This is a genomic window from Myxococcus hansupus (genome assembly GCF_000280925.3).
Lineage (GTDB): Bacteria > Myxococcota > Myxococcia > Myxococcales > Myxococcaceae > Myxococcus > Myxococcus hansupus.
This window is the reverse complement of sequence record NZ_CP012109.1, coordinates 3,848,949-3,872,650: the sequence shown is the minus strand read 5'-3', so window position 1 is coordinate 3,872,650 and position 23,702 is coordinate 3,848,949. Positions and strand designations below refer to the sequence as shown.

20 protein-coding genes are annotated in these 23,702 nt (G+C 69.0%); 8 read left to right on the top strand and 12 right to left on the bottom strand.

What is annotated here, in order from left to right; genetic code table 11:
* Positions 1 to 75 precede the first annotated feature (75 nt).
* The gene (locus tag A176_RS15035; protein WP_002639601.1) at positions 76 to 900 is read right to left on the bottom strand and encodes a peptidylprolyl isomerase; all 825 of its coding nucleotides are present in this window, start codon (positions 898 to 900) and stop codon (positions 76 to 78) included.
* Positions 901 to 1,161: 261 nt separating this feature from the next.
* On the opposite strand from A176_RS15035, the gene A176_RS15030 reads away from it, so the two are divergent.
* Complete coding sequence (locus A176_RS15030) at positions 1,162 to 2,142, top strand: peptidylprolyl isomerase (protein WP_002639600.1); 981 nt, start codon at positions 1,162 to 1,164, stop codon at positions 2,140 to 2,142.
* Positions 2,143 to 2,189: 47 nt separating this feature from the next.
* Here A176_RS15030 and A176_RS15025 read toward each other — a convergent pair whose 3' ends face one another.
* Positions 2,190 to 3,263 (bottom strand): lipid A deacylase LpxR family protein, encoded by a 1,074-nt coding sequence (locus A176_RS15025; protein ID WP_002639599.1) that lies wholly within the window; start codon positions 3,261 to 3,263, stop codon positions 2,190 to 2,192.
* A gap of 24 nt (positions 3,264 to 3,287) precedes the next feature.
* Complete coding sequence (gene sppA, locus A176_RS15020; protein ID WP_002639598.1) at positions 3,288 to 5,102, bottom strand: signal peptide peptidase SppA; 1,815 nt, start codon at positions 5,100 to 5,102, stop codon at positions 3,288 to 3,290.
* Between the two features lie 78 nt (positions 5,103 to 5,180).
* Here sppA and A176_RS15015 point away from each other — a divergent pair, with 78 nt between their 5' ends.
* The gene (locus tag A176_RS15015; RefSeq protein WP_002639597.1) at positions 5,181 to 5,510 is read left to right on the top strand and encodes a hypothetical protein; all 330 of its coding nucleotides are present in this window, start codon (positions 5,181 to 5,183) and stop codon (positions 5,508 to 5,510) included.
* A 21-nt stretch (positions 5,511 to 5,531) separates the two neighbouring features.
* Here the strand turns inward: A176_RS15015 and rtcA are convergent, their stop codons facing one another.
* The 6 genes from rtcA to A176_RS14985 all read right to left on the bottom strand — a co-directional run bounded on the left by rtcA (position 5,532) and on the right by A176_RS14985 (position 13,519).
* Positions 5,532 to 6,614, bottom strand: coding sequence for an RNA 3'-terminal phosphate cyclase (rtcA, locus tag A176_RS15010; protein ID WP_002639596.1), 1,083 nt, complete (start codon positions 6,612 to 6,614; stop codon positions 5,532 to 5,534).
* A 156-nt stretch (positions 6,615 to 6,770) separates the two neighbouring features.
* Positions 6,771 to 8,708: a CocE/NonD family hydrolase gene (locus A176_RS15005; RefSeq protein WP_002639595.1), complete on the bottom strand. Its 1,938-nt coding sequence runs from the start codon at positions 8,706 to 8,708 to the stop codon at positions 6,771 to 6,773.
* Positions 8,709 to 8,777: 69 nt separating this feature from the next.
* Positions 8,778 to 10,181, bottom strand: a complete 1,404-nt coding sequence (locus tag A176_RS15000) for a sigma-54-dependent transcriptional regulator (protein ID WP_002639594.1) — start codon at positions 10,179 to 10,181, stop codon at positions 8,778 to 8,780.
* A complete protein-coding gene (locus tag A176_RS14995; RefSeq protein WP_002639593.1) occupies positions 10,171 to 11,508 on the bottom strand; it encodes a sensor histidine kinase in 1,338 nt (445 codons plus the stop codon). Before A176_RS14995 ends, A176_RS15000 begins: the two co-directional genes overlap by 11 nt.
* A gap of 477 nt (positions 11,509 to 11,985) precedes the next feature.
* Complete coding sequence (locus A176_RS14990; protein WP_002639591.1) at positions 11,986 to 12,597, bottom strand: YdeI/OmpD-associated family protein; 612 nt, start codon at positions 12,595 to 12,597, stop codon at positions 11,986 to 11,988.
* Between the two features lie 16 nt (positions 12,598 to 12,613).
* Complete coding sequence (locus A176_RS14985) at positions 12,614 to 13,519, bottom strand: hypothetical protein (RefSeq protein ID WP_002639590.1); 906 nt, start codon at positions 13,517 to 13,519, stop codon at positions 12,614 to 12,616.
* Positions 13,520 to 13,633: 114 nt separating this feature from the next.
* Between A176_RS14985 and A176_RS14980 the strand changes: the two genes are divergently transcribed.
* Positions 13,634 to 14,896, top strand: coding sequence for an MFS transporter (locus A176_RS14980; RefSeq protein ID WP_044889264.1), 1,263 nt, complete (start codon positions 13,634 to 13,636; stop codon positions 14,894 to 14,896).
* Positions 14,897 to 14,900: 4 nt separating this feature from the next.
* On the opposite strand, the gene A176_RS37995 is transcribed toward A176_RS14980, so the two are convergent.
* Together A176_RS37995 and A176_RS14975 are read right to left on the bottom strand one after the other, a co-directional pair.
* A complete protein-coding gene (locus tag A176_RS37995; RefSeq protein WP_082282746.1) occupies positions 14,901 to 15,095 on the bottom strand; it encodes a hypothetical protein in 195 nt (64 codons plus the stop codon).
* Between the two features lie 96 nt (positions 15,096 to 15,191).
* Positions 15,192 to 16,427 carry a threonine aldolase family protein gene (locus A176_RS14975; RefSeq protein ID WP_002639587.1) on the bottom strand — a complete coding sequence of 412 codons (1,236 nt, stop codon included), beginning with the start codon at positions 16,425 to 16,427 and terminating at the stop codon, positions 15,192 to 15,194.
* Positions 16,428 to 16,733: 306 nt separating this feature from the next.
* Here A176_RS14975 and A176_RS14970 point away from each other — a divergent pair, with 306 nt between their 5' ends.
* The 3 genes from A176_RS14970 to A176_RS14960 all read left to right on the top strand — a co-directional run bounded on the left by A176_RS14970 (position 16,734) and on the right by A176_RS14960 (position 21,095).
* Complete coding sequence (locus A176_RS14970; protein ID WP_158513091.1) at positions 16,734 to 18,143, top strand: esterase/lipase family protein; 1,410 nt, start codon at positions 16,734 to 16,736, stop codon at positions 18,141 to 18,143.
* 112 nt (positions 18,144 to 18,255) lie between these two features.
* A complete protein-coding gene (locus A176_RS14965) occupies positions 18,256 to 19,695 on the top strand; it encodes a hypothetical protein (RefSeq protein ID WP_002639585.1) in 1,440 nt (479 codons plus the stop codon).
* Between the two features lie 47 nt (positions 19,696 to 19,742).
* Positions 19,743 to 21,095, top strand: a complete 1,353-nt coding sequence (locus A176_RS14960) for an MFS transporter (protein ID WP_002639584.1) — start codon at positions 19,743 to 19,745, stop codon at positions 21,093 to 21,095.
* Here the strand turns inward: A176_RS14960 and A176_RS14955 are convergent.
* Positions 21,049 to 21,825, bottom strand: a complete 777-nt coding sequence (locus A176_RS14955) for a 3-hydroxybutyrate dehydrogenase (protein WP_002639583.1) — start codon at positions 21,823 to 21,825, stop codon at positions 21,049 to 21,051. The two genes, A176_RS14960 and A176_RS14955, sit on opposite strands and share 47 nt — an antisense overlap.
* A 127-nt stretch (positions 21,826 to 21,952) precedes the next feature.
* Here A176_RS14955 and A176_RS14950 point away from each other — a divergent pair, with 127 nt between their 5' ends.
* Together A176_RS14950 and A176_RS14945 are read left to right on the top strand one after the other, a co-directional pair.
* The gene (locus A176_RS14950) at positions 21,953 to 22,948 is read left to right on the top strand and encodes a bile acid:sodium symporter family protein (protein ID WP_044889262.1); all 996 of its coding nucleotides are present in this window, start codon (positions 21,953 to 21,955) and stop codon (positions 22,946 to 22,948) included.
* 72 nt (positions 22,949 to 23,020) lie between these two features.
* Positions 23,021 to 23,623, top strand: a complete 603-nt coding sequence (locus A176_RS14945; RefSeq protein ID WP_044889191.1) for a DUF2378 family protein — start codon at positions 23,021 to 23,023, stop codon at positions 23,621 to 23,623.
* The last annotated feature ends 79 nt before the right edge of the window (positions 23,624 to 23,702 follow it).

Here is a 23,702-nt window from a genome sequence, read left to right as displayed (position 1 = left end):
AGCTCCCCCTCGAGTCCGACGAAAACCACCCGCGGCGTGCCGCTGCCGCAATCCACGCCCACCACCTCGAATACGTCAGTGCTGCGCCACCGTATCGACGTCCGCTGACGCCCCTGCCGGGGCACCCGCTGACGAGAGTTCGATCGAGGCCTCTTTGCGCAACCGCGCCAACACCTGCTCGAACGCGCGTCGCTGAAGCATGGGTGCCATCTGCCCCAGGACGGCCTCCCGGACCTCCTCGAAAGGAGGCACCCTGGGCGCCAACCGCTCCAGCAGCACGAGGACGACAGCCCCCGCTGGCTGTTCGATGACGGGCGTCGCTTCTCCGGGCCGGGTCAGCGCCAGAGCCGCTTTTTCCAGGGCCGCGCTGCCGAACTCTCCGCGCGCCAGCAGACCCAGCTCGCCGCCCCGACTGCGCTCCGGCCCGTCTCCGGACTCCGCCACCTTCGCCACGGGTTCTCCGGTGACGACCCGGCGGCGCAAGGCCTCCGCGCGTTGCTGCGCCTGGGTCCACGCGGTGTGCGGGCTGCCCGGCGGAACCTCGACCAGGATCCGAGCGATTCGAAGCCGCTCGGGTTGGGCGAAGCGCTCGATATGGGCCTGGTAGTGGACGCGCGCCTCTTCGTCCGTTGGCGCGCCCGCTGACTTCTCTTCCCGGGCCAGCAGCGCCTGGATGGTCAGCCGCTCCTCCAGCTCTCGGACTTGGCGGCGGATTTCGGGATCTTGCGTGAATCCCTGCCGCTCGGCCTCCAGCGCGAGGAGGCGCTTGTCGACCATGGCGCGGATGAACTCCTCCCGCCCTGTTCCTTGCTCGAAGCGCGCCCTCAAGGTGGGAGGCAGCCGTTGGCTCTCGCGGAGAACCTCTTCCGCCGTGATGGCTCCACCCTTGTAGCTCGCCACGACGTTCGCCGAGAGGCCGGCTGGGGCTGGAGCGGATCGCTCACATGCTGAGACACCGAGCAGGCTGCCGAGACAGAGCCACTTCCACAGCACCTTCTGGTGTTTCATCGTGCTTTCGTACCCGCTATTCCGTCCGACGATAGAATTACTCTATATGTAAGAAAGATCGCAAGGCAGTTGTCCGTCAGCGGACGAATGACATTCAATTGCATCCATCCCGGATGAAGGTCCGGGGATGCAGTCTTCAAGGTGGAGTGCTCGATGGTCAGGCAGTTGCGGTGGGTGGGAACGGCCTCACTGGCTGTTGGTTTGACGCTGGGTGCGAGCGGATGCGATCGCGCTAAGTCAGGAAATCCCAACAAAGACGAAGGTCCAGTCGTCGCGCTCGTGGGCGAGGGCCGAATCACGCGTCAGCAGTTCGAGGCCAAGCTCGCCGAGCAGCCGTCTTTCGTGCGCTCTCGCTATTCCACGCCGGAAAAGAAGAAAGAGTTTCTGGATAATCTTGTTCGCTTCGAATTGCTGGTTCAGGAAGCGAAGCGGCAGGGATTGGATTCCGACCCTGAAGTCCGTGCCATGCTTGAAAAGGTCATGGTCCAGCGGCTCGTGAAGTCACACACGGAATCCGCAGCAGGTGCGACGGTGAGTGATGACGAGGCCCGCGCCTACTACGATGCGAATGTTTCTGAGTACGTGAAGCCGCCACGAGTGCGTGTCAGTCAATTGTTGCTGAAGGCCGCCCGGGGAAGCCCGGAGCGGGCCAAGGCGCTGACCCAGGCCGTCCGCCTGTCCACGGAGATTCAGCGTGGAGAGAGCGTGCCTCGGGCTTTTGACACAGCCGTCCGCGCACACTCCCAGGACACCGCGACGCAGCCCCAGGGCGGCGACCTGGGATTCCGGACGCGTGAGGAGTTGATTGCCGCTGGCGGTGAATCCCTCGCGGACTCTGCGTTTGCCCTGAAGGCAATCGGCCAGCTCTCGGCGCCCATCGAGACGGATACGGGCGTCCACATCCTCATTCTGCAAGGGCGCCAAGTCGGATTGGACCAGCGTTTCGACCAGGTCAAGGCGCGAATTGTCCAGCGGCTGGAGTCCGAGCGCCGAGCGAAGGCACTGGATTCCTTGGTCCAATCACTGCGAGACAAGACGCAGGTTCAGGTGAAGGACGACGTTCTGGCGCAGATCAATCCCGAGACGGTAGAGGCACCTCCCTCCCCCTCCACGGCCGAGCCTCAGATTCCTTGATGCCAGCCCGGCCGGACCACCGGTGTGAGTCATTGAAACCCCAGCCTTCAGTGTAGATACGAAAGCTGAAGCTGGGTGAACCGGTGGCCGGATAGGAGCGGGTTGGGCGGGTCGGCCATTTCCTGGGAGCGGAAGACCATGCCCAGGCCGAACTGGAACCCGCCGGTCCGAAACGCCGCGCCGAACTCGCTGTCCCCCACGATGGGCGCCTTGCGGACGCTGATGCTCGGGCGGAACAGCGTTCCGTCCAGGAACAGGTTCCTCGCGACCACCCTCACCTGCCCCCGGGCGTACAGGTAGGCCTCCCAGGCGCGTTCGTCCCGCAGGGCCACCCGCTCGGCGGAGGCCTCGCCCGGGGCCCGCTGTGACTCCAGCTCCCGAACCACGGACGGCATGATGGGGGCCAGGCCATACGGTCGGGCGAGCCAGCCCACACGGACCGTTCCTCCCACGCTCGCGTTCACGAACACCGTCCCCAGCATCGCCCCGGCCGACCACGTCACGTCCACCACGGGGCTCCAAAGGAACGGCTGCTCCCGGAGCGCTGAGAAGTGGAACGCCGGTTCCGTCGGCAACTGCTTCTCCCAGCCCACCGGGATTCGCGCCGCAGTGTGCCCCACGAGGCTGTTGATCGTCCGGTGCAGCCACCGCTGCGTCTGCGCCGCGCCAGACGCCGGGCCCGTGACGCCCACCGTGGCCTGCAGCGTCAGTCTCGACGAGTCCTTGGGCTCTCTTCCCGCGAAGACATGCTGGAAGAGGAACCCGCCGTGCAGCCAGCCCCCGTAGGGGCGGTCATTCGGGTCCGGGAACACCGCCTCGTCCGGCAGCGGCACGATGCGGCTGGGCGTGTACATGTTCTGCGCCAGCGAGCCGCCACACAGGTACCGGTGCTGCACACCACCCGGCAGCCCGAGCGTCCGTGCCAACGCGCGGCACCCGTCGTACTCCCCGAAGTGCTCGATGCGAACGCCGTTCGTGTACAGGCGGTCGCTCTTGGCGAGCACGTCGTTCTCCCAATGGAGGCTCGTGACGAAGGGGAGTTTTTCCTCCACCGCGGGCGTGGATGAGGTCTCCGCCTGAGCCAGACAGGATGCGGTCAGCAACACGAGTGCCTTCAGCATCCCCCAGTTTACCGCCCGCGCCCGTCAGCCCCCGAATGGCCACTGGTCATCAGGGAACACTTGACCCACCAGGTCGGTGAGCCCGAGGTGCTTGGTGTCCTCGAACGCCTCCGTGCCATCGCGCAGGCTCAAACCCAACGCCGTGGGGCACAACGCGAACGCCCGGGACTGCGACGCGCCCATCAGCAGCTTCACCAGGTTCACCCGCTGCTTGGGCCCGCCGTAGGTCATGATTTCGAACCCCTCCGTGGGCGACTTCGCCAGCGTCAGGGCATGGCGGCACGCGTCCTCGAAGCCGGCGATCTGATCCACCAACCCCGCCGCCTTCCCACGTACGCCCGAGTACACGCGGCCCTCCGCCAACTGGTGGATCTCCTCCTTCGTCCGCCCCCGGCCCTTCGCGACGATGTCGAGGAACGCCTGGTACATCTCCTCCACCTCGGCTTCGAGCGTCTCCTTTTCGTGAGGGCTGAACCCCCTCGAGCTGGAGAAGATGGCCGCGTTCTCCCCGCGCGCCAGTGTCGTCCGGTGGACACCCAGCTTCTCCATCAAGCCGGACAGCTCGAACTTGCCGGCGAACACACCAATGGAGCCCACCATGGCGTGGGGCGAGGACCAGATCTCCTTCGCCCCCACCGCCACCATGTACCCGGCGCTGGCGCAGACCCGGTCCATGTACGCAATGACCGGCTTCTTGCGAGCCACCCGCTGCACCGCCTCCAGCATCTGCTCCGACGCCAGCGGCGTGCCACCCGGGCTGTTGATGTAGAGCACCACCGCCTTCGACCGCTTGTCCCGGCCCGCCGCGCGCAGCGCCTTCACCACCGTGTCCGTCGTCGCCATCCGCCCGCCGCCGCCCTTGCCCGGCACAATCATCCCGGACACGGGCACCACCGCCAGCCGAGGCGCCCGCTTCACCGGCTTCCACCGCACCGGCGGGAACGGCACCGTGGACAGGTACGTGCCCATCGGCTCCAGCTCCGTCTCCTCCGCGTCCCCGCCGTCCTTCACCAGCCCCAGGCGCTCGGGCAGGTCCGCCTCGCTCACCAGCGCGTCCACCAGCCCCGCGTCCAGCGCGCGCCGGGCACTGAAGGGCCCCCGGTCGATCAGCGCCCGGACCTCCTCCGGCGTCTTCCGCCGTCCCTGGGCCACCACTTCCACCAGGTCCGCGTAGCGCTCATCCAGGAACGTCTCCACCGTCCGCGCCTGGATGTCCGAAACGACTGTGTCCGTGAACAGCTCCGGCGCCGTCTTGTAGGGCCCTCGCCTCACGAAGTGGGCCCGGATGCCCACGCGGGACAGGCCTTCGCCCAGCGCGAGGGGTTCGGCGGCGTAGCCCACCAGCTCCACGCGGCCCATGGGGGCCAGGAGCACCTCGTCGGCCGCGCACAGCAGCGAATACGCCTCGTTGTCCACGCTCACTGCCCAGCCCACCACCCGCTTCCCCTGCCCCTGGAAGCGCCGCAACACCGCCACCAGGGCGTCGCGCTTGGCGGCGGGGACGTGCAGGGATTCGACCTCCAGGAGGACGCCCTTCACCCGGGCGTCCTTCGCCAGGAGCTCCAACGATTCGCGGAAGCGCTCCACCGAGGTGACATCCGCGGGCTCGGGCCGGCTGGCTCCGAACGGGAGCCTCGGGCGGCGGCGCTCGCGGTACGGCGGATCGCCCGTCAGCCGGAACCGGACGTAGGTGGGCCTGTCCCCCGAAGACATCATCCGGAAGGGGGCGCCCACGGCGGTGCGCACGAGGAGGGACAGGTTGGCGAGGGCGATGAAGGGCAGGCGCAGCATGGCGTCCCAGAAGGAAATGTGGGTCTCCGGCCCGTAACGGACGCTCACTCGGCGTGCAAGCCCTGTTCAGTCCATCCGTTGGGTCGTGATAGCCTCGGCCGCCATATGCGAAACATCGTTCCCCGGATGATCCTCGTCCTCGCGCTCTGCTCGGGTGGTGCCGCCCTGGCCCAGCCTCGCAAGCAGGTCCAGGACTTCCAGGCCCCCCGCGAGATGACGGCCGAGGAGCGTGAGGCGGCCAAGCAGCGCGCCATGGGCAACAACCTCAACTCGTACGGCAAGGACGTCCAGCTCAAGCAGAAGCCCTTCCCGTGGATGGCCACCGGCCTGGCGGGAATCGTCTTCCTTGTCACGACGCCCTTCGCCATCCGCGCCTACCGCCGGACGTCCAAGGACATCGGCGGGCAGAACGCCTTCGGCACCAACCGTGGCGGCGGCGAGGACGAGGAGGCCTGAGTCTCCGTCCCCCGCCGGAGCTCAGGCGGGGCGGACCTCCACCGAACCTCCTGCGTCCACCGTGACTCGCACGGGCAGGAAGCGCTCCACGACGCGGGCGTGGGTGGTGAGGTGGTCGGTGATGCGCGCCGCCGTGAAGCGCGTCGTCCCCTGCGTGGCCGAGCCCAAGCGGCCCGCGGCCAGCAGCGCGGCGGGGAGCAGAATCTGATCGGCGAGGTGCTCGTCGAGCGCGCCCCCGGTCTCCATGAACCGCGCCAGGGTTTCACCGGCCTCGCGGCCCACGTCCTCGGCGGGACGGCCCCGCTCTCCCAGCGCGGTGAAGCCCGCGATGGTGTGCTCGAACTGGGCGAGTACGAATGTCACGGTCCCCACCGAGCGCGTGACGGCCAGCGGCCGGTTGTCCGCCTCCGCCAGGATGCCGCGCTCCCGGAGCGCTGCCACCGCCGCGCGGGACTGACGCTCCGCGATGGTGAAGGGCAGCCCACCCGTGAAGGAGGACACCCGGACCTCGCGAAGCATGCCCCGCGCGGGCAGCTCCACCAACCGGGGCGGCTCCTGCGGCGCGCCGACCTCCGCGACAATCTCCCCCGCGCCTTCCGGATAGAACCCGGCGTGAACCAGGGAGAGCAGCACGGGCAGGCCATACGCATGCGCCACGGGCTGCCAGACGGTGGCGACGTAGTGGAAGCTGGGGCTGTGCGGCAGGTGCGTGCCCCCGCGCAGCGTGAGTCGTCCGCCCCCGGCCAGTGCCAGCGGATAGACGAGGCACTGGAAGAGCAGCGGCGTGCTGCCCGCGGTCCCCACCTCCAGCAGATAGTCCCCCGCGCGCACGGGGGCCGGCGTGAAGGACAGCTCCGAGGCGCCCACCGTGGCGCCCTCGCTGGTGGCGCCGCCGCCGCAGAGGGCCTCGGCGCCGCGCACGCAGGCCAGGTGCTGGGGCCGCAGACCGGGCGGATCACGTCGCTCGCGCAGGCGCGTGATGTGGAACGGGCGGCCGGTGATGAGCGACAGCGACAATGCCGTGCGGAGAATCTGTCCGCCGCCCTCGCCTTCACCTCCATCCAGCCGCACCAGCCCGGTGCCGGGCCCCTCGGTGCCAGTCATGCCCCTCCCGCTTCGGGTTCCACCGCGTGAAGGCCCAGGGTAGCAGGAACACGAGGCCCCCACCCCCACGAGAACGCCCTTCTCACCACCGCTGTACAGAAGCAGCCCTGATGGCGGGGCGCACGGCGGATTCCGCCGCGCCCCCGGTGCTCCGCCCTACTCGTCCAGCGCGGGCAGCACGCCCACCTGGACGAAGCTCGGATTCGCGGCCGAGTGATAGACGCGGTGGAAGGCGCGGATGAAGTGCTCCTCCTTCGCCTCGAAGATGTTGGGCACGTACGTCTGGGGATTGCGGTCGATGAACGGGAACCAGCTCGACTGGACCTGAATCATCACGCGGTGGCCGCGCTGGAAGGTGTGGAACACGTCGTTGATGACGAAGCGCACCTTCGTCACCTCGCCGGCCTTGAAGGGCTTGGGCTCGCTGAAGCTGTCGCGGAACCGGCCGCGGAAGGGCTCCCCGCGCACCAGCGTCTGCTGATGTCCGCGGTTCTTCACGCCCTTCTCCTCGTCCCCCTTGCGAAAGCCGCGCACCTTGCCCGGGTTGACGTCCACCAGCTTCACCACCCAGTCCGCGTCCGTGCCCGTGGTGGACACCCACAGCTCCGCCTCCAGCGGGCCGGCCACGGTGAGGTCCTGCTCCAGGGGCTCGGTCTCGAACACCAGCACGTCGGGCCGACGCGCGGCGAAGCGCTGGTCCTCCGTCATGTAGCTCTTGCTCCAGCCCGTGGTGAGCTCCTGCGTGTACGGCACGGGCTTGTCCGGGTCGCTCACGTACTCGGCGAAGGCCGCGCCGGCCGCCTTGGGGGCCTGGGTGGACAGCCCGCCCTTGGGCTGGAAGTAGAGCTTCGTCTGGCGAAGGCCCTTGGGCGGCCAGGTGTCGAAGCGGCGCCAGCGGTTGGCGCCCGTCTCGAACACCATCGCCTCGGGCACGTCCGGCTTCGGGCCGCCCTTGAGGTGGTGCTTGAAGAAGTCCAGGGCCAGCGTCTGGTAGGCCATGCTGGTGGCGAAGCCGAAGTCCGCGTCGCCCAGGGACTCACCGTCGCCGCGCTGCCAGCCGCCGTGGGGCCAGGGGCCCATGATGAGGGTGTTGGAGATGCCCGGGTTCTGCTTCTCGATGGCCGCGTACGTCTGCAGCGGGCCGTACAGGTCCTCGGTGTCGTACCAGCCGCCCACCGTGAGCACGGCCGCCTTGATGTTCTTCAGGTGTGGCAGCAGGTTCCGCGCCTGCCAGAACGCGTCGTAGTTGGGATGCGCCGCGACCTCCTTCCAGAACGCGACGTCCCCCTTGAAGTACTTCGAGTCCGCGTTGCTCAGCGGGCCCAGGTCCAGGAAGAACTGGTAGCCGTCCGGCGTGCCATGGTCGAAGCGCTGCCAGTCCTCGCTGTCCGTGGGCTTGGGCCGGGGCTTGCCGAACGTCGAGAAGAAGCCGAACGCGAGCGACAGGTTGAAGGCACCATTGCGGTGCATGTCGTCCCAGAACCAGTCGGCGATGGGCGCCTGCGGGGACACCGCCTTGAGCGCCGGGTGCGAGTCGATGGCGCCCGCGGACGCGTAGAAGCCGGGGTACGAAATCCCCCACTGCCCCACGCGGCCGTTGTTGTTCGCCACGCGCTTCACCAACCACTCGATGGTGTCGTACGTGTCCGTGCTCTCGTCGAAGTCCTTCGGGCCGGCCTTCTTCGCCTTGTGGGGCCGGACGTTGACGAACTCGCCCTCCGACATGTGGCGGCCGCGCACGTCCTGGAAGGCGAAGATGAAGCCCTCCTTCTCGAACGCCTCGGTGGGCCCCAGCGCTTGCGGATACCGGTCCACGCCATACGGCGCGACGGTGTAGGGCGTGCGCACCATCAGGATGGGGTAACGCTTCCCGGGCGAGGCATCCGCGGGCACGTAGACAGACGTGAAGAGGCGCGTTCCGTCGCGCATGGGGATGCGGTACTCGTACTTGGTGAACTGCGACCGGACGCGCTCCACCCGCTCTTGGGGCGGGCCTGCGGGACGCTTCGGGGCCTGCGCGGTGGACTGGGCCTGCGCCGAGCCCGTGGCGCAGGCCAGGAGGACTGCCGCGAGGCGTCGAGACACGGGATGCATGAACGCTCCAGGAACGAGGATGCGGAACAGCCGGCCCGCAACAGCCTGGCCGCCTGCTTGTTCCCGGAATCACATCCGCTCTTCCCCTCCGTCGTCCAGCCCGTACTTGCGCAGCTTGTCATGCAGGGTGGCCCGTCCAATGCCCAGCCGCCGCGCCGCTTCACTGCGGTTCCCAGCCGCCATGCGCAGCGCGTCCAGGACGAGCCCCCGCTCGTAGGCCTCCACGCGCTCCTTGAGCCCCGCGCCCAGGGGGGCCTCTTGCGGCGCGGCGGTCCGGGCGGTCTCCGCCACGGGGCCGGCCGAGGGCAGTTGCTCCAGGTTCAGCACGCCGCCGCTCGAAAGGGCCACCAGGCTCTCCAACGTGTTCTCCAGTTCGCGCACATTGCCGGGCCACGGCAGGGCGCGCAGTCGTTCGAAGAAGCCGTCGGGCGTCTTCAGCGGGCCGGTGTGGAACCGGTCGATGAACCGGCCCAGGAACACGCGCGCCAGCACGGGGATGTCCTCGGGGCGCTCTCGCAGCGGCGGCACCCGGAGCTGCACCACGTTGAGCCGGTAGAAGAGATCCTCCCGGAACGCGCCTTCCGACGCCAGGCGCCGCAAATCCCGGTGGGTGGCGGCGATGATGCGCACGTCCACCTTCACCGGTCGGTCCTCCCCCACCGGGCGGACCTCGCCTTCCTGGAGGACCCGCAGCAGCCGGGCCTGGAGCGTGGGCGCCAGCTCCCCCACCTCGTCCAACAGCAGCGTGCCTCCGTCCGCCTCCCGGAAGAGCCCCAGGCGCGTGCGGTGCGCGCCCGTGAAGGCCCCCTTGGCGTGACCGAACAGCTCGGCCTCCGCCAGCTCCTCGGTGAGGGCCGCGCAGTTGAAGCGCAGGAAGGGCCGGTCCGCGCGCGGCGAGGCCCGGACGAGCGCGTCCGCCACCCGCTCCTTGCCCGTACCGCTCTCACCGCAGATGAGCACCGTGACGTCGCGCGAGCCCGCGAGCTGCACGAGCTGCGCGAGCCGGGCCATGGGCTCGGAGCTGAACACCATGGAGCGGGACAGGTTCAGCTCGCCGGACAGCCGCGCGTTCTCCTCGCGGAGCCGCACCGACTCCAGCGCGCGGGTGACCACGGCCAGCAGCTCGTCCACGTCGAAGGGCTTGCGGAAGTAGTCGTAGGCCCCCGCCTTCATGGCCTCCACCGCGAAGCGCTCCGAGCCATGCGCGGTGATGACGATGACCCGCGGCGCGGTGGGGAACGTGCTCAGCCGCCGCACCAGCGCCATCCCGTCCATCCGAGGCATGCGCAGGTCGGAGATGATGAGGTCGCAGGGACGCTCCGCCAGCTTCTCCAGCGCGTCCTCGCCATCCACCGCGTCATTCACCTCCACGCCGGGCAGGCTCCGAAGCAGCTCCCGCAGCGTGAAGCGGACGCCCGCGTCGTCATCCACCACCAGGATGCGCGCGGCCGGCGCGGCCGTCTCATCCCACATGGGCGACTCCGTGCACCGGGCTCAGAACTTCCGCCGGCAGCTCTCGCGGGAGAATCATCACCGCCTCGCAACCCCCGCCCGACGCGTTCGCCAACGTGACGTCCCCTCCGTGCTGCCGCGCGAGGGCGCGGGCCACCGTCAGTCCCAGGCCCGAACCCTTCGCCTTGGTCGTGACGCCCGCGTCGAAGGCGCGTCCGCCCAGCTCCAGCGCCAGTCCCAGGCCATGGTCGCGCACGGCGACGTGGGCCTCGCCGGGCCGGGGCGCGCTCACCGACACCGTCACGCGGCCTCGCGCCGGGCTCGCCTCGATGGCGTTGTGGAGCAGGTTCATCATGACTTGCTTCACCTTGCGTGGGTCGCACACCGCGTCCACGTGCGCGGCGCCCACGCGTTCGAGCCGCACCCCCTGCCCCGCCGCGAGCCCTTCGTGCAGCACCAACGCTTCGTCACACAGCTCCCCCAGGTCCACGCGGCTGACCGTCAACGGCACCAGGGGCCGGGTGAAGTTGAGGAACTCCTCGAGGATGCCCTGCATCCGGACCACCTCTCCGGCGAGCACCTGCAGGCGCTCGGCGGGCTGTGGACGCCCCGCTTCCCGGGCCATGAGCTGGGTGAGCCCCTTCACGGTGGCCAGTGGGTTCTTCAGCTCGTGGGCGATTTCACCGGACATGGCCTCCAGGGCACCGGCATAGGAGCGGTGCGTGGCGAGCAGCTCGTCCCGGCCCGCGAACACCTCGGTCATCATGTTGTCGAACGTGGTCCGGACGGCGCTGCCCGCGGCGGTGCTGACGACGAGCGCCAGGGCCGTCACCACCGCGCCAGTGGCGAGCAGCGCGGACGAGGGGGTGCCCATGAAGCGCAGCGGCAGGCCGGGCACCAGCCCGGAGACCTGGACGATGGACACCAGCAGCAGCCACGCCAGTTGCATGCCCAGCAGCCACCGCCGCTCTTCGCGTGACGCCGCGAGGCTCGACAGGAAGCCCAAGGGCAGCGCGGCGGCCAGGATGGGACTCGCGATGCCACCCGTCCCCACGATGACGCACTGGAGGATGAGCTGCCCTGCCCAGAGGTTGGCGTGGATGGACCGGGCGCTGAAGCCGTCGCGTTCGTAGCGGCGGAACTCATGGAAGAAGAGCGCGAAGGCCCCCACCCCCACCAATCCCATGAAGGCACAACGCCAGGGCGCCCCATCCAGGAGCGCGACGAGCACCGAGGAGACCAACAACACGACAGGAATCCCCAGGCGGTAGCGAATCAACCGGCCGAACAACGGACCGAAGTGCTTCAGCTTGAGGTCGTCGACGATGGCCTGGGTCCGTGAGTCCATGTCGGCCTCTTCCGCTGAAACCGCCCTGCTCAGGGAGCGTCCGCCGCGGGCCCTCCCTCGATGAGTTGGAGTTGAGTCGCACGCTCCGGCTTGCGGGCTGTCCGTTCCTTCGAAGCCTCCCTCACAGGGGTGGCGGCAGTCGCGGCGCGACGCGGCGCGGGCCGCAGCGGCAGACCGTAGTACAGGTACATGTCGAGCAACATGGAGTGCCTTCCCCTTGGCGTGCGCTGTGCGATTCAACGTGCTCAGCACTCAGCAATGGTAGTGCCACCGGAACCGGCCACCCTCCGGGGCAGGTCTCCTCCCAACTGGAGACGAAACGCACCGTGCCACGCCCCCCACGCCGCCTTCTCGTGAAAAAAGATGAAGACGCGGCCGCCGGGCATCCGGCGGGGGTGCCGGATTTCCGGCGGGCCCACCGCGCGGAGGACCGACACCCACGCCTGTCGCCATGGGGCGTACCCAGCCCTACCCGGCTCAGGCGTGAAGCGACTCGTGCCGGGCGAGCATCTCCACGAACTGCTCGATGCGCCGCGCCCGCGTCTCCGCCTTCTTCGCGGTGTGCACGCGCCACAGGATGGCGTAGCGATTGGCCGCGTTGAGCGTGGAGAAGAACTCGGCGGCCCTCGCATTGGCGGCCAGGGCCTGCGCCAGGTCCTCCGGCACGGTGGCCTTGCTCTGGGATTCGTAGGCGGCGTCCCAGCGGCCGTCCTCGCGGGCCTTCTCCACGACCGCCATTCCAGACGGCTTCATCCGGCCCGCGGCGATGAGCGCTTCCACCTTGGCGCAGTTGACCTTGGACCAGACGCTCCGCGGGCCCCGAGGCGTGAACTTCTGGAGCCACGCGGTGTCGTCGAAGGACTGCTTCTGGCCGTCAATCCAGCCCCATTCGAGCGCCACGTCGAGCGCCTCCGCATAGGTGACGGAGTCGATGCCGGAGCCCTTCTTCGCGAGCTTGAGCCAGAAGCCACGCTCGGAGGCGTGGTGCTTCTTCATCCAGGCGGACACATCCGCGGGGGTGGCGAAGGCCAGGATGGGCAGCTCGGCGGCGGGCGCCTTCTTGGCGGGGGCTTTCTTCGTCGGGCTCATGGGGAGCCACGAGGTATCACGACACCTGCTCCCGCGGCAGCTTCTCCAGCAGGCGCACGAGGGTGGCGACGATGAACGCGGCGTCCTCGAAACGGGAGTGCGTGACGCCCACGACATGCCGAGGCCAGAGGCATTCCACCCGGCCATGGAGGCACCGGACATAGAACGCGGGGCGCTGGAGCATCCGCGCACGAAGCGCCTCTGGAAAATGGCTCCGCACCCACCCGGACGCGTCGTGGATTTCGAAGGTGTCCTCGAATGAGGACGGGACGGGGTCTTCCCCAGGCTTCAAGTGCCACGTGAGGGGCGGCGCTTTGGCGTGGATGGCGAAGGTCGACGTCGAGGCGACCTCGGCCCGCACTCGCCAGTAAGGATGGAGGTGGAAGGCCAGGTCCGGCCCCCGCTCGTTCAAGGGGGTGTTCGACCACGAGGAGTAGCGGCTCTCGTAGGCCGCCATCGAGACACCGTCGCGGACGAACTGGACGCGGTCGAAGCGCTCTGGCGCCCCCTGCTGATCCGGCGCTCGAACTGACTCGACGAAGCCTTGGCGAATCGCCGCCAGCCTGGTGCCCATCATGGAGGTCGAGAGCGCCGACAGGGGGTCTCCATGAATCCAGTCCTCCTTCGGGATGGAGGCCTCGATTTCCGCGCGCTCCTGCTTCCGCTTCAGTCGGCGCGCGCGTCCCCACGCGATGCAGTAGAGGCCCACCGGGAGCGCCAGCACCGCCAACGCCACGCGCTTCAAGTCGAGCGCTTTTCCGTCCAACGCGGGAAGGAGCTGGGCGACAAGGAACATCAGGGCGCCGTAGCCCGCCATGAACTCGACAGCGGTTTCGCTCAAGGTCCCGTCGAACGGCAGCACATCCTTCCGCACCGGGCGCGAGCCGTGCGCCGTCGCCGCGTCCTTCGATTCCGTGCTCATCGGGAAAGGAAGGTATCACGACGACCTGGGCACACCCCTGTCCAGGCAGTCAGCCAGGGCGGCAGCACGTCGGCTGTGGCGCGCGGCGCGGCCCTGGACTACAGCGGCGCCAGCATGACTCATCGGGATGTCGTCCCCGCTCGCGGCGTTTTCCACCACCGGGACTTTCGCTTCTACCTGCTGTCGCGCCTGTGCGCGGTGCTGGCGGTGCAGATCGAATCGGTGGCCATCGGCTGGCAGGTCTACGAGCGCACCGACAGCGCGCTCGCGCTCGGGTACACGGGGCTGGCGCAGTTCATCCCCTTCGTTGGCCTGTGTCTCTTCGGTGGGCAGGTCGCGGACCGCGTGGACCGGCGCGCCATCCTGGCGGTGTGCCAGACCGTGATGCTGCTGTGCAGCCTGTTGTTGCTCGCCTTCACGCTGGGCCACGTGAGTGACATCCGGTTCGTCTACGGCGTGTTGGTGCTGTTCGGCGCCGCGCGCGCGTTCCACGCACCCGCCGGTTCAGCCCTCACGCCACACCTGGTGCCGCCGGAGCACCTGACGCGCGCGGTGGCCATCAACTCCACCACGTGGCAGGTGGCCACCATTGGCGGCCCGGCTGTGGGTGGCATCCTCTATGGCTGGGCGGGCGCCACTGGGGCGTACGCGGCCTCCGCGACGCTGTGCGCGCTGTCGGTCGTCTGGATTCTCATGCTCAAGGTGCGCACCGGACGCGCATCCGCCGAGCCCCTGTCCCTGTCCACGCTGGTCGCGGGCCTGGGCTTCGTGCGCCGCCAGCGCCTGCTGCTGGGCAGCATCACCTTGGACCTGTTCGCCGTGCTCTTCGGTGGCGCGGTGGCGCTGCTGCCCATCTACGCGCGGGACATCCTCCACGCGGGGCCCTGGGGCCTGGGGCTGCTGCGGTGCGCGCCAGCGGCGGGCGCGGCGGCGGTGGCCGTCTTTCTGGCCCTGCGCCCGATGGGCGGCAACAGCGGACGGAAGATGTTCATCGCGGTCGCCATCTTCGGCGCGGCCACGCTCGTCTTCGGGATGAGCCGCTCCCTGCCCCTCTCCCTGTTGGCGCTCGCGGTGGCCGGCGCCGCGGACATGATCAGCGTCGTCGTCCGTCACACGCTGGAGCTGATGGCCACGCCGGACGACATGCGCGGCCGGGTGGGCTCGGTGAACATGATGTGCATCGGCGCATCGAACGAGCTGGGCGAGTTCCGCGCCGGCGGGCTCGCCGAATTCGCGGGCGCCGTGCCCGCGGTGGTCGCGGGCGCCGTGGGGACGCTGGCCGTGGTGGCCATCTGGGCCTGGGCCTTCCCCGAGCTGCGCGACGTGGACCGCCTGGAGTCCTTCGCGAAGAAGCAGCCCGCGACCCCCGCGGGCTGAAGGCTCAGGCCTGCGCGCCGTCGTAGCTGACGCGCAGGCCGCGGTGGGTCATCGTGATGAGCGGCCGGCCCAGCCACCCACAGCGCCTGCACACCGCGCTGGGGCCTGAAGAGGTGACGCGCACCGGCAGATCCGCCGAGCACACGGGGCACCCCTCGGGAATCGTGTAGTCACGGGAGGTTGCGTTCACTTCGGTCATGCTTTGACTTAACGCGTCCGTGCCCCGCCGCAAGCCGCCCGCCGAGCGTGTTCTCGCAACCTCCGCCCAGGGCCCGGCTGCCTGCCTGCTCCGCGCTCAGGCGGGGCTCAGCAGCTTCCGGAACGCCTGGGCGGCGGCCTCCTCCGACACGTCCCCCAGCTCGTCGCTCACCTGCAGTTCCGTCTCCGAGACGCCCGGAACGCGCGTGGGACCGAAGCCGTTGGCCACCCAGACCTTGTCCTCCCGGGCGATGAGGTCCCTCCGGGCCGAGAGCTCGGCGGGGTCTCCCCGAAGGTAGACGCGGAACATGTTCGTCGGAGGCGGCCGGGGCAGCACCGTGAGGCGCTCATCCGCGGCCAGCGCCTCCGCGAGCAGCTTCGCCCGCCGGACCTGCTCGGGGATTCGCGCCAGGGCGTCGTCGAGGCGCATCGCGGCGGAGGCCACGTACGGAAGCATCTGGAACACGTTGCCCCCGTGCCGGTGCCGCCACATGCGCGCGCTCCGGATGAAGTCGCGCTTGCCGGCGAGCACGGCGCCGCCCAGGGCCCCCACCGTCTTGTAGAAGGACACATAGACGGAGTCGAAGCCGCGGCAGATGTCCGCGTAGGAGCGCTGGTAATAGGGCTGGCACTCCCACAGCCGCGCTCCATCCATGTGAAGCTTCACGCCTCGTGAGCGGCACGTCCGCTTGAGGTCCTCGAGCTGTGCCCACGTCGGAAGCTGACCGCCCAGCCAGCGGACCGGCAGCTCCACGCTCACCGTCCCCAGCGACTCCCGGGCTCCGCGAACGTCCGAGCCCAGCACCGGCCGGTTCCATGGCGCGATGAGGACGTCACGGAGCCCGTGGAGCACCTCGTGGCTGTTGTTCTCGTGCAGCACGTGGTGGGACGACGGGTGCATGCCCACGTTCCGGTTCCCACTGGCGTCCGCGTAGATGCGCAGCGCGATGAGCTGCCCCATGGTGCCCGTGGGCATGAAACACGCGTCCTCGGCCCCGAGCAGCTTCGCGAGGCGCGCCTCGAACTCCTCGATGAACGCGCTGTTCCCATAGAAGTCCTGCTCCAGTCCGCGGCTCTGTATCCACTCGCCAATGCGGATGAGCTCGGCGCCAGGGTCCACGGGAGCGCCGGGAGCCAGCGCCGCCCGGCAGCTTCGCCGCAAGGCCGCGGTGGACACGGGTGACGGCTTCGGCGTGACGGTGGCCGGCTTCCCCGTGGGCACAGGCGTGGTGGAGGGCGTCGCGGCCGAGGCCCCGCGAGGCCACAAGGTGGCTCCGGAGAGCAGCCCGGTGAGGGCCAGGAACTCGCTTCGACTGAGGTGGCGCGGACTCATGGGATACGAGCCTACCGCAGCTCCATGCGACGTGACGCGCCGCAACGCCGGTGGAAACCGGCTCAATCCCTGTCGCGACGCAATGCGCAACAGCGACCCAATGGGTCGATACAGTGGAATCCTGAATCACCATTCAACTCATGACGCGCCGCGCATGAGCACGGATTCCTCTCGACGCGCCGAAAGGTGAATCACCCTTCAACTCCGATTTGATTCATTGGCTTCACGTTTGGTACGGATCGCCACCCCTGTCAGCGATTGAAACGGAGCGAGCAAATGGCAACACGTCGCATGCATGTGCGGTCTGTGGCTGCGGTGATCGGCCTGTTTGGACTGGCGTGCCAGAACCAGGATTCGGGCGGTGACGAACCCCTACCCACGGATTCGCAGACCGTCAGTATCGAAGCCTGCCGGGAGCGCATCGCCGCGAAGACGGCCGAGGTCAACGCCGCGGGCATCGACATCTCCGCGTGGCCCATCACCGACGCTCCGGAGATGACGGAGATCACCACCACGGTTCCGCAGACCCGGGACAACTACCAGGACTATGACGGCCACTACCGGCCGCTGACCAACCACCCTGGCTGCACCGTCGACAACCTCTATTACGACCGGGCCAACACCACGGGCTCCACGCCGTACGTCGACGGGAACAACGACGGCAAGTGGACGGGCAACACCGCCTTCGGCGGCCCCAACGCCGCCACCGGCTTCATCCGCGGCCAGCGGGCGGTCATCGAGGGCTTCCCCTGCGCGGCCAAGGAGTACACGCAGGACAACGAGGACACGTCCAAGCCCATCGTCATCCTCGTCCACGGCAACTCCACGCGGCCGCACACCTGGGAGAAGTTCCAGCTCCCCGCCGGGACGACGGTGGACACCGCCTATGAGCAGGTGCAGTTCACCGCGGACAGCTCCGCCCGGGAGCAGTTGGCCGAGCGGCTCATCGCCCAGCGCTACCGCGTCATCGCGGTCGACTTCCGCACCGACATCGTCACCAACGTCGACCCCGCGGAGAACAGCCAGACGCAGAACTCGTCGGGCAACATCGACCACGGCTGGTCCACGCCCATCCTCCAGTCGCTGGTGAAGGCCGTCATGCGGAACAACCCCCAGCGGAAGGTGGCGCTCATTGGCCACTCGCTGGGCGTGACGGTGGCGCGGGACGCCCTGCGGCGCCTCTACGTCGAGTGGAGCCAGGGCCGCGCGGACAGCTTCAACCCCTTCACCCAGGTCAGCCACGTCATCCTGGGCTCGGGCGCGAACCACGGCGTGTCCACGTATGACCCGGCGCTGGGCGAGCTGTGCTTCCGCAACCCGACGATGCGCGGGACCATCGTCTGCGAGATGGGCAGCCGGTCCAACTACGTGCAGACGTACTTCCACAAGCCGCTCAACGGGCCTCGCGACCTCTTCAGCACGCCTTGCGCGGATGGTGACTACGCGTTCGGCAAGACGGGCCAGTGCGGGGGCAACGTGGTGCGCTACTACACCATCACGATGACGGACAAGGAGCAGGGCCGGAACTACCAGGACCTCTACGTGTCCGAGGCGGCCTCCCGCATCGAGATGAACGGCTGCGTGGCGAACACGCTCACCACGCTGAACGACTACGACACGAGCGGCTACTTCAACAAGGGCTTCATCGCGAACCACTTCGGCTCCATGCGCTCCAACGCGGGCATGGACCTGGTGATGCGCTACCTGGCCGAGTAACGCCCCGCTCCTCCCCTTCGGTCCCCGCCGCCGGCCCGCGCTCCCCTCCCCTCCCTTGCGGGCCGGCGGCGGTGGACCCTTCCATCCCTGAGACTTCTCCTCGAGCCTCGCCATGAAGCTGAAGCGACTTCCCGTCCTCGCGCCCCTGTGCGCGGTTGCACTGGGTGTCTCGCCCGCTGCCTGGGCCCAGACGTCCGAGCCCGCGACGTCCGATGTCCCCACCCAGCCCGAGCCCGCGGCGGCATCGCAGCCTCCCGCGAGCGAGCCCGTTTCCCAGGCCCCGCGGGCCGGGGCCGTGACGCCGCCGCCCCAAGACGTGGCGCCGCCCGCCACGGCCGAGGAGATGGCGGGCACCACCGAGGTGGTCGACGCCCGGCCGCCTCCGGCCATCCGGCCTCGCATCGCCGTGGGCAACGAGACGTTCTACGTGAAGCCCGTGCTGGCCATCGCGGGTGGCATCCACGTGGAGAACCTCATCCAGACGCTCAACCCCAACCGCGAGAGCCGCGCGACGACGCTGGCGCTGACGCGCTTCGGCTTCGAGGGACGGCTGGGCGAGTACATCGCCTTCCGGAGCGAGTTCGAGCGCAACATCAAGGCGCACGGCTCCGGCGTCTGGGAAGGCACCGCCTCCTTCAGCGTCCGCGAACAGGTGATCCGCCTTCAGCGGTGGAACGCCGTCCTGGAGGCGGGCATCGTCCTGGACCCCGCGAGCGTGGACTTCATCTCCACGCACGTGGCGGACACGCTGATCGCGGACAAGTACACGCGGGACCCGCTGCTCTATAGCGGATTCAACCGCGGCCAGGGCGCCCAGGCGGCCTATGAATGGAACGGCTTCCGCGTGGGTCTGGGGTTCACCGCCGCCAACCCGCTGAGCACCTCCGCCTCCTACCAGGTGGGCGGCTCGTTCGGCGGCGGCAGCCGGTTCTGGGAGCGGCCCCTGGCCAACTTCCGCAATGGCCAGCCCGATGACGACCTGCACTTCCAGATCCTCAGCCCGTCCCTCACGTACGCGAACGACCTGGTCGAGCTCAAGGCGATGGCGCAGGTGTTCGACGTGAACTACCAGACCTCGTCACGCACCGACCCGCTGCTGCGCGGCAACAACCTGCGCGGCAACGTGATGCTGAAGCTGCACGCGAACGTGGGCATCCCCCTGTTCATCACGCCCTTCTTCAACATCGCGCGGGTGCAGAACGACGTCGTCAACAGCGCGCCGGGGTTCGCGGACCAGCTCCTGAACACCCGCTACACGGCGACCACCGTCTCCGCCGGCATGGACATCAACCTCCACGGCCGCTCGGGCATCGGCTTCCAGTTCGCCCGCGTCTCCGACCGCTCGCCGGGCTTCGTGGCGCCCACGGGCGAGACGCCCGCGCGGGAGCCCATCACCCGCACGCTCCAGACGTACCTCAACATTGGCGGCACCTACTGGCTCACCGAGGACGTGGCCCTGGGCGTCCGCTACGCGCGCTACCAGAAGAAGCAGGACGGCCTGCGCGACGAGATTGACGCGTCATACTTCGCGACGCTGCGGCTGGTCCTCTAACGTCGACGGCGGTTGCGCAGGTTGGGTTGCTCCCGGGAGGGGATGGCATGGCTGGTACGCAGGGAACGCAGGACTCCATTCTCAAGGTGGCGGTGGCCAGCTTCATTGGCACCGCCATCGAATGGTACGACTTCTTCCTCTATGGAACGGCGGCGGCGCTCGTGTTCAACCGCCTGTTCTTCCCCTCGTTCGATCCGCTGACGGGGACGATGGCGGCCTTCGGCACCTTCGCCGTGGGCTTCATCGCCCGTCCCCTGGGCGGCGTGGTGTTTGGCCACTACGGCGACCGGATTGGCCGCAAGGCGATGCTCAGCGCCACCCTGATGTTGATGGGACTTGCGACCTTCGCCGTGGGGCTGCTGCCCACCTACGAGACGATTGGCCCGTGGGCGCCGGCGCTGCTGGTGCTCCTGCGCCTCATCCAGGGCTTCGGGCTGGGCGGTGAATGGGGCGGCGCGGTGCTGATGGCCGTCGAGCACGCTCCCGCGAACCGCCGGGGCTTCTACGGAAGCTGGCCGCAGATGGGCGCGCCCGCGGGGCTCCTGGTCGCCACGGCGGTGTTCTCGTACTTCTCCCGGCTGCCCGAGGCGGAGTTCCTCGCCTGGGGTTGGCGCATCCCCTTCCTGATGAGCGCGCTGCTGATTGGCATGGGGGTGTTCATCCGGCTGCGCGTGGCGGAGTCCCCCGTCTTCGAGCAGCGGCAGCAGGAGAAACAGCCGCCCGGCCTCCCCGTGATGGAGGCGCTGCGCACGTACCCGAAGCAGATCCTCCTGGCCATGGGCGCGCGCTTCGCGGAGAACGGCTTCTTCTACATCATCACCACGTTCGTTCTCTCCTACGGCACCGAGCGCCTGGGCCTGCCCCGCTCCACCCTGCTCAACGGCGTGCTGGTGGCCACGGCCGTCCACCTGGTGGCGATTCCCGCCTTCGGCGCCGCGTCCGACATCTTCGGCCGGCGTCCGGTGTACCTGGCGGGCGCGGTGGGCTGCGCGTTGATGGCCTTCCCCTTCTTCTGGCTCATCGACACGAAGGCGACCGGGCTCATCTGGCTGGCCATCGTGCTGGGCATCATCGCGCACGCGGCCATGTATGGCCCGCAGGCCAGCTTCTTCTCCGAGCTGTTCGGCACGCGCGTGCGCTACAGCGGCGCGTCACTGGGGTACCAGCTCGCGTCCGTGTTCGCGGGCGGCCTGTCCCCCGTGATTGCCACCGCGCTGCTCGCCCAGTCCGGCGGGCAGGCCTGGCCAGTGTCGCTCTACATGCTGGCCCTGGCCGCCGTCACCCTGGTGTCCGTCTATCTGTCGGCCGAGACGTTCCGGGAGCGGCTCACGGAAGCGCCTGGCCCGGAGGGCGTCAGCGCGCCGTCCAGCCACAGTCCATCACCTGCGCCGCCCCGGTGATTCCCGCCGCGGCCTCCGAGCACAGGAAGGTGATGTAGGCGGCGACCTCGGAGGGTTCGAGCAGCCGCTTCACGGCCGCGGGAGCGAGCATGATTCGCTCCACGACCTCGGCCTCGCTGATGCCGTGGACACGGGCCTGGTCGGCGATCTGCTTCTCCACCAGCGGCGTGCGCACGTAGGCGGGGCAGACGGCGTTGACCGTCACGCCCTTGTCCGCGGCCTCCAGCGCCACCGTCTTCGTGAGTCCCATCAAGCCGTGCTTGGCGGACACGTAGGCGGACTTGTACGGCGAGGCCACCAGCCCGTGCAGCGACGAGACGTTGATGATGCGCCCCCACTTGCGGGCATACATCAGCGGCAGCGCGTACCGTGTCAGCAGGAACGGCCCCACCAGCATGATGCGGATGAGTTGCTCCCAGCGGTCCTCCGGGAACTCCTCCACCGGCGCGACGTGCTGCACCCCGGCGTTGTTGACCAGGATGTCCAGCCGCCCCCACTCCCGTTCGGCGGTGGCCACCAGCGCCTGGCAGTCCTCCCGGGAGGACACGTCCGCCCGCTGGAACCGGGCGCCCTCCAGCCGCCGGGCCGCCGCCACGCCGGCCGCTTCGTCCAGGTCCGCCAGCAGCACCCGCACGCCCTGCGCCGTCAGCGCCTCCGCCACCGCGAGGCCAATCCCGTGCGCCGCACCCGTGACGACCGCACATCGACCTGAAGGTGAATTCATGTTCATGGCGGTAATCGTGGAGCAAGGGCCTTCCGTCAGCAACGATTCCGGTGACCGGGCGCGGCGGACGAATGTCCTACACGTCCCATTCGCGGTGGAGGTCGGACGCCACCCGGAGTAAGGGGTGGCGGACATGCCCCTGCGCCTCCTCAAACGACTCGCCCGGGACTGGTTCCTGCTGGGGATGCTGGCCGCCGTCATCCTGGCCGCCCTCTTCCCCTCCTTCGGTGCCTCGGGAGGCCCGCTGCACGCGGACGTGGTGGCGGACGTGGGCATCTTCGCCGTGTTCCTGCTGCACGGACTGGGACTGCCCGCGGCCCAGCTCCGCGCGGGCGTGGTGCAGTGGCGGGTTCACTTGGTGGTGCAGGCCTTCACCTTCGGCGTGTTCCCCCTGCTGTGGTGGCTCAGCGACCTGTCGCTGGGGCACTGGCTGCCGCCGGACTTGTCCCTGGGCCTGCTCTACCTGTGCGCGGTCCCGTCCACCATCTCCTCGTCCGTGGCGATGACGGGGTTGGCGCGAGGCAACGTGCCCGCGGCCATCTTCAACGCCAGCCTGTCCAGCCTGCTGGGCATCGTGCTGACGCCCGTCATCATCGCTGTGTTCGCCAGCGCCACGGGCCAATCGCTGTCCATGGGCGAGGCGGTCCTGAAGCTCGCGACACTCTTGTTGCTGCCACTGGCGCTGGGGCAGTTGCTGCGCCCGCTCCTGGGGGCCTGGTTCGCGCGCTACCGGCCCTACACCAATGCCTTCGACAGGGCGGTCATCCTGCTGCTCGTCTATGCCTCGTTCTGCGACTCCATCGCGTCGGGGCTGTTCACGGACTACGGCTGGGAGGTGTTGGCCATGGCCTTCGTGGGCGCGGTGGTCATCCTCGCCATCGTGTTGGCCTCGACGACGCGCGTCGCCCGGGCCCTGGGGTTCTCCAAGGAAGACGAAATCACTGTGGTCTTTTGTGGGTCCAAGAAGACGCTGGCGTCGGGGGTGCCCATGGCGCGTCTGCTCTTTGGGGCCAACCCCGCACTGGGGCTCATCGTCCTACCCCTCATGTTCTACCACCAGGCCCAGTTGCTGGTGTGCTCGCTGCTGGCGGAGCGCTACGCCAAGCGCCCGATGCAACCCAATACGTAGGGGCAGGCGCGCCGCGTCAGTCCCAGGGACAAGCGCCTTTCCCTGGAGTCTGTGATAGGTGCGCGGAAACGTATGCCCGAGCCACTCCGAGCCCCTGGGGTCCCATCCGCCCAGGCGGCTCCCGCCGACCGACTCGTGTTTCCGCCCATCGTCGAAGGGCTCTTCGTCCGGGGCCTGTCGGGACGGGTGACGCCCCTGCTCCGGCAGCAATTGCGCAGCGAGGGCTTGGATTTGGACCGGCCCCTGCTCCCCGCCTACTCGCTGGAGACGTGGATTCGCTGCGTCGCGCTCACCGCGAAGGCGCTGCACCCCGGCGAGTCCGACGAGGTGGCGTGGCGGATGCTCGGTGAGCGAATGATTGACGGCTACCGGGACACGTTGATGGGCCGCGCGCTGCTCGGGGTGATGAAGCTGCTGGGCCCGTGGCGGATGTTGTCCAAGGCCCAGCACGGCTTTCGCACGAGCAACAACTACACCGAGGTCCGCATCACCGAGACGGGCCCGACGGAAGCCGAGGTCTGGCTCAACGAGCCCGGCATGCTGCGCTACTTCAAGCAGGGCGTGATGCTCGCCATGTCGCGGGCCGCGGGCGGCGCATCCACGACGGTGGATGTGCGCGTGTTCGATGACCACTGCGTCACGTACCGCGTCTCCTGGAAGGACGCTGCCCGCTGAGCCAGCTTGCTCTCGGGCCCGCCCGTCTGCGACGTTAGTCCCCGGGTGGCGTGCCGGCGCCACCGTTGAGGGGGGACGA

Excerpts from the sequence above, each read along its gene's own strand:
- A176_RS15030 (WP_002639600.1), top strand. The coding sequence starts at position 1,162 with ATGGTCAGGCAGTTGCGGTGGGTGGGAACGGCCTCACTGGCTGTTGGT.
- A176_RS15025 (WP_002639599.1), bottom strand. The coding sequence starts at position 3,263 with ATGCTGAAGGCACTCGTGTTGCTGACCGCATCCTGTCTGGCTCAGGCG.
- A176_RS15015 (WP_002639597.1), top strand. The coding sequence starts at position 5,181 with ATGATCCTCGTCCTCGCGCTCTGCTCGGGTGGTGCCGCCCTGGCCCAG.
- rtcA (WP_002639596.1), bottom strand. The coding sequence starts at position 6,614 with ATGACTGGCACCGAGGGGCCCGGCACCGGGCTGGTGCGGCTGGATGGA.
- A176_RS15005 (WP_002639595.1), bottom strand. The coding sequence starts at position 8,708 with ATGCATCCCGTGTCTCGACGCCTCGCGGCAGTCCTCCTGGCCTGCGCC.
- A176_RS15000 (WP_002639594.1), bottom strand. The coding sequence starts at position 10,181 with ATGTGGGATGAGACGGCCGCGCCGGCCGCGCGCATCCTGGTGGTGGAT.
- A176_RS14995 (WP_002639593.1), bottom strand. The coding sequence starts at position 11,508 with ATGGACTCACGGACCCAGGCCATCGTCGACGACCTCAAGCTGAAGCAC.
- A176_RS14990 (WP_002639591.1), bottom strand. The coding sequence starts at position 12,597 with ATGAGCCCGACGAAGAAAGCCCCCGCCAAGAAGGCGCCCGCCGCCGAG.
- A176_RS14985 (WP_002639590.1), bottom strand. The coding sequence starts at position 13,519 with ATGAGCACGGAATCGAAGGACGCGGCGACGGCGCACGGCTCGCGCCCG.
- A176_RS14980 (WP_044889264.1), top strand. The coding sequence starts at position 13,634 with ATGACTCATCGGGATGTCGTCCCCGCTCGCGGCGTTTTCCACCACCGG.
- A176_RS37995 (WP_082282746.1), bottom strand. The coding sequence starts at position 15,095 with ATGACCGAAGTGAACGCAACCTCCCGTGACTACACGATTCCCGAGGGG.
- A176_RS14975 (WP_002639587.1), bottom strand. The coding sequence starts at position 16,427 with ATGAGTCCGCGCCACCTCAGTCGAAGCGAGTTCCTGGCCCTCACCGGG.
- A176_RS14965 (WP_002639585.1), top strand. The coding sequence starts at position 18,256 with ATGAAGCTGAAGCGACTTCCCGTCCTCGCGCCCCTGTGCGCGGTTGCA.
- A176_RS14960 (WP_002639584.1), top strand. The coding sequence starts at position 19,743 with ATGGCTGGTACGCAGGGAACGCAGGACTCCATTCTCAAGGTGGCGGTG.
- A176_RS14955 (WP_002639583.1), bottom strand. The coding sequence starts at position 21,825 with ATGAACATGAATTCACCTTCAGGTCGATGTGCGGTCGTCACGGGTGCG.
- A176_RS14950 (WP_044889262.1), top strand. The coding sequence starts at position 21,953 with ATGCCCCTGCGCCTCCTCAAACGACTCGCCCGGGACTGGTTCCTGCTG.
- A176_RS14945 (WP_044889191.1), top strand. The coding sequence starts at position 23,021 with ATGCCCGAGCCACTCCGAGCCCCTGGGGTCCCATCCGCCCAGGCGGCT.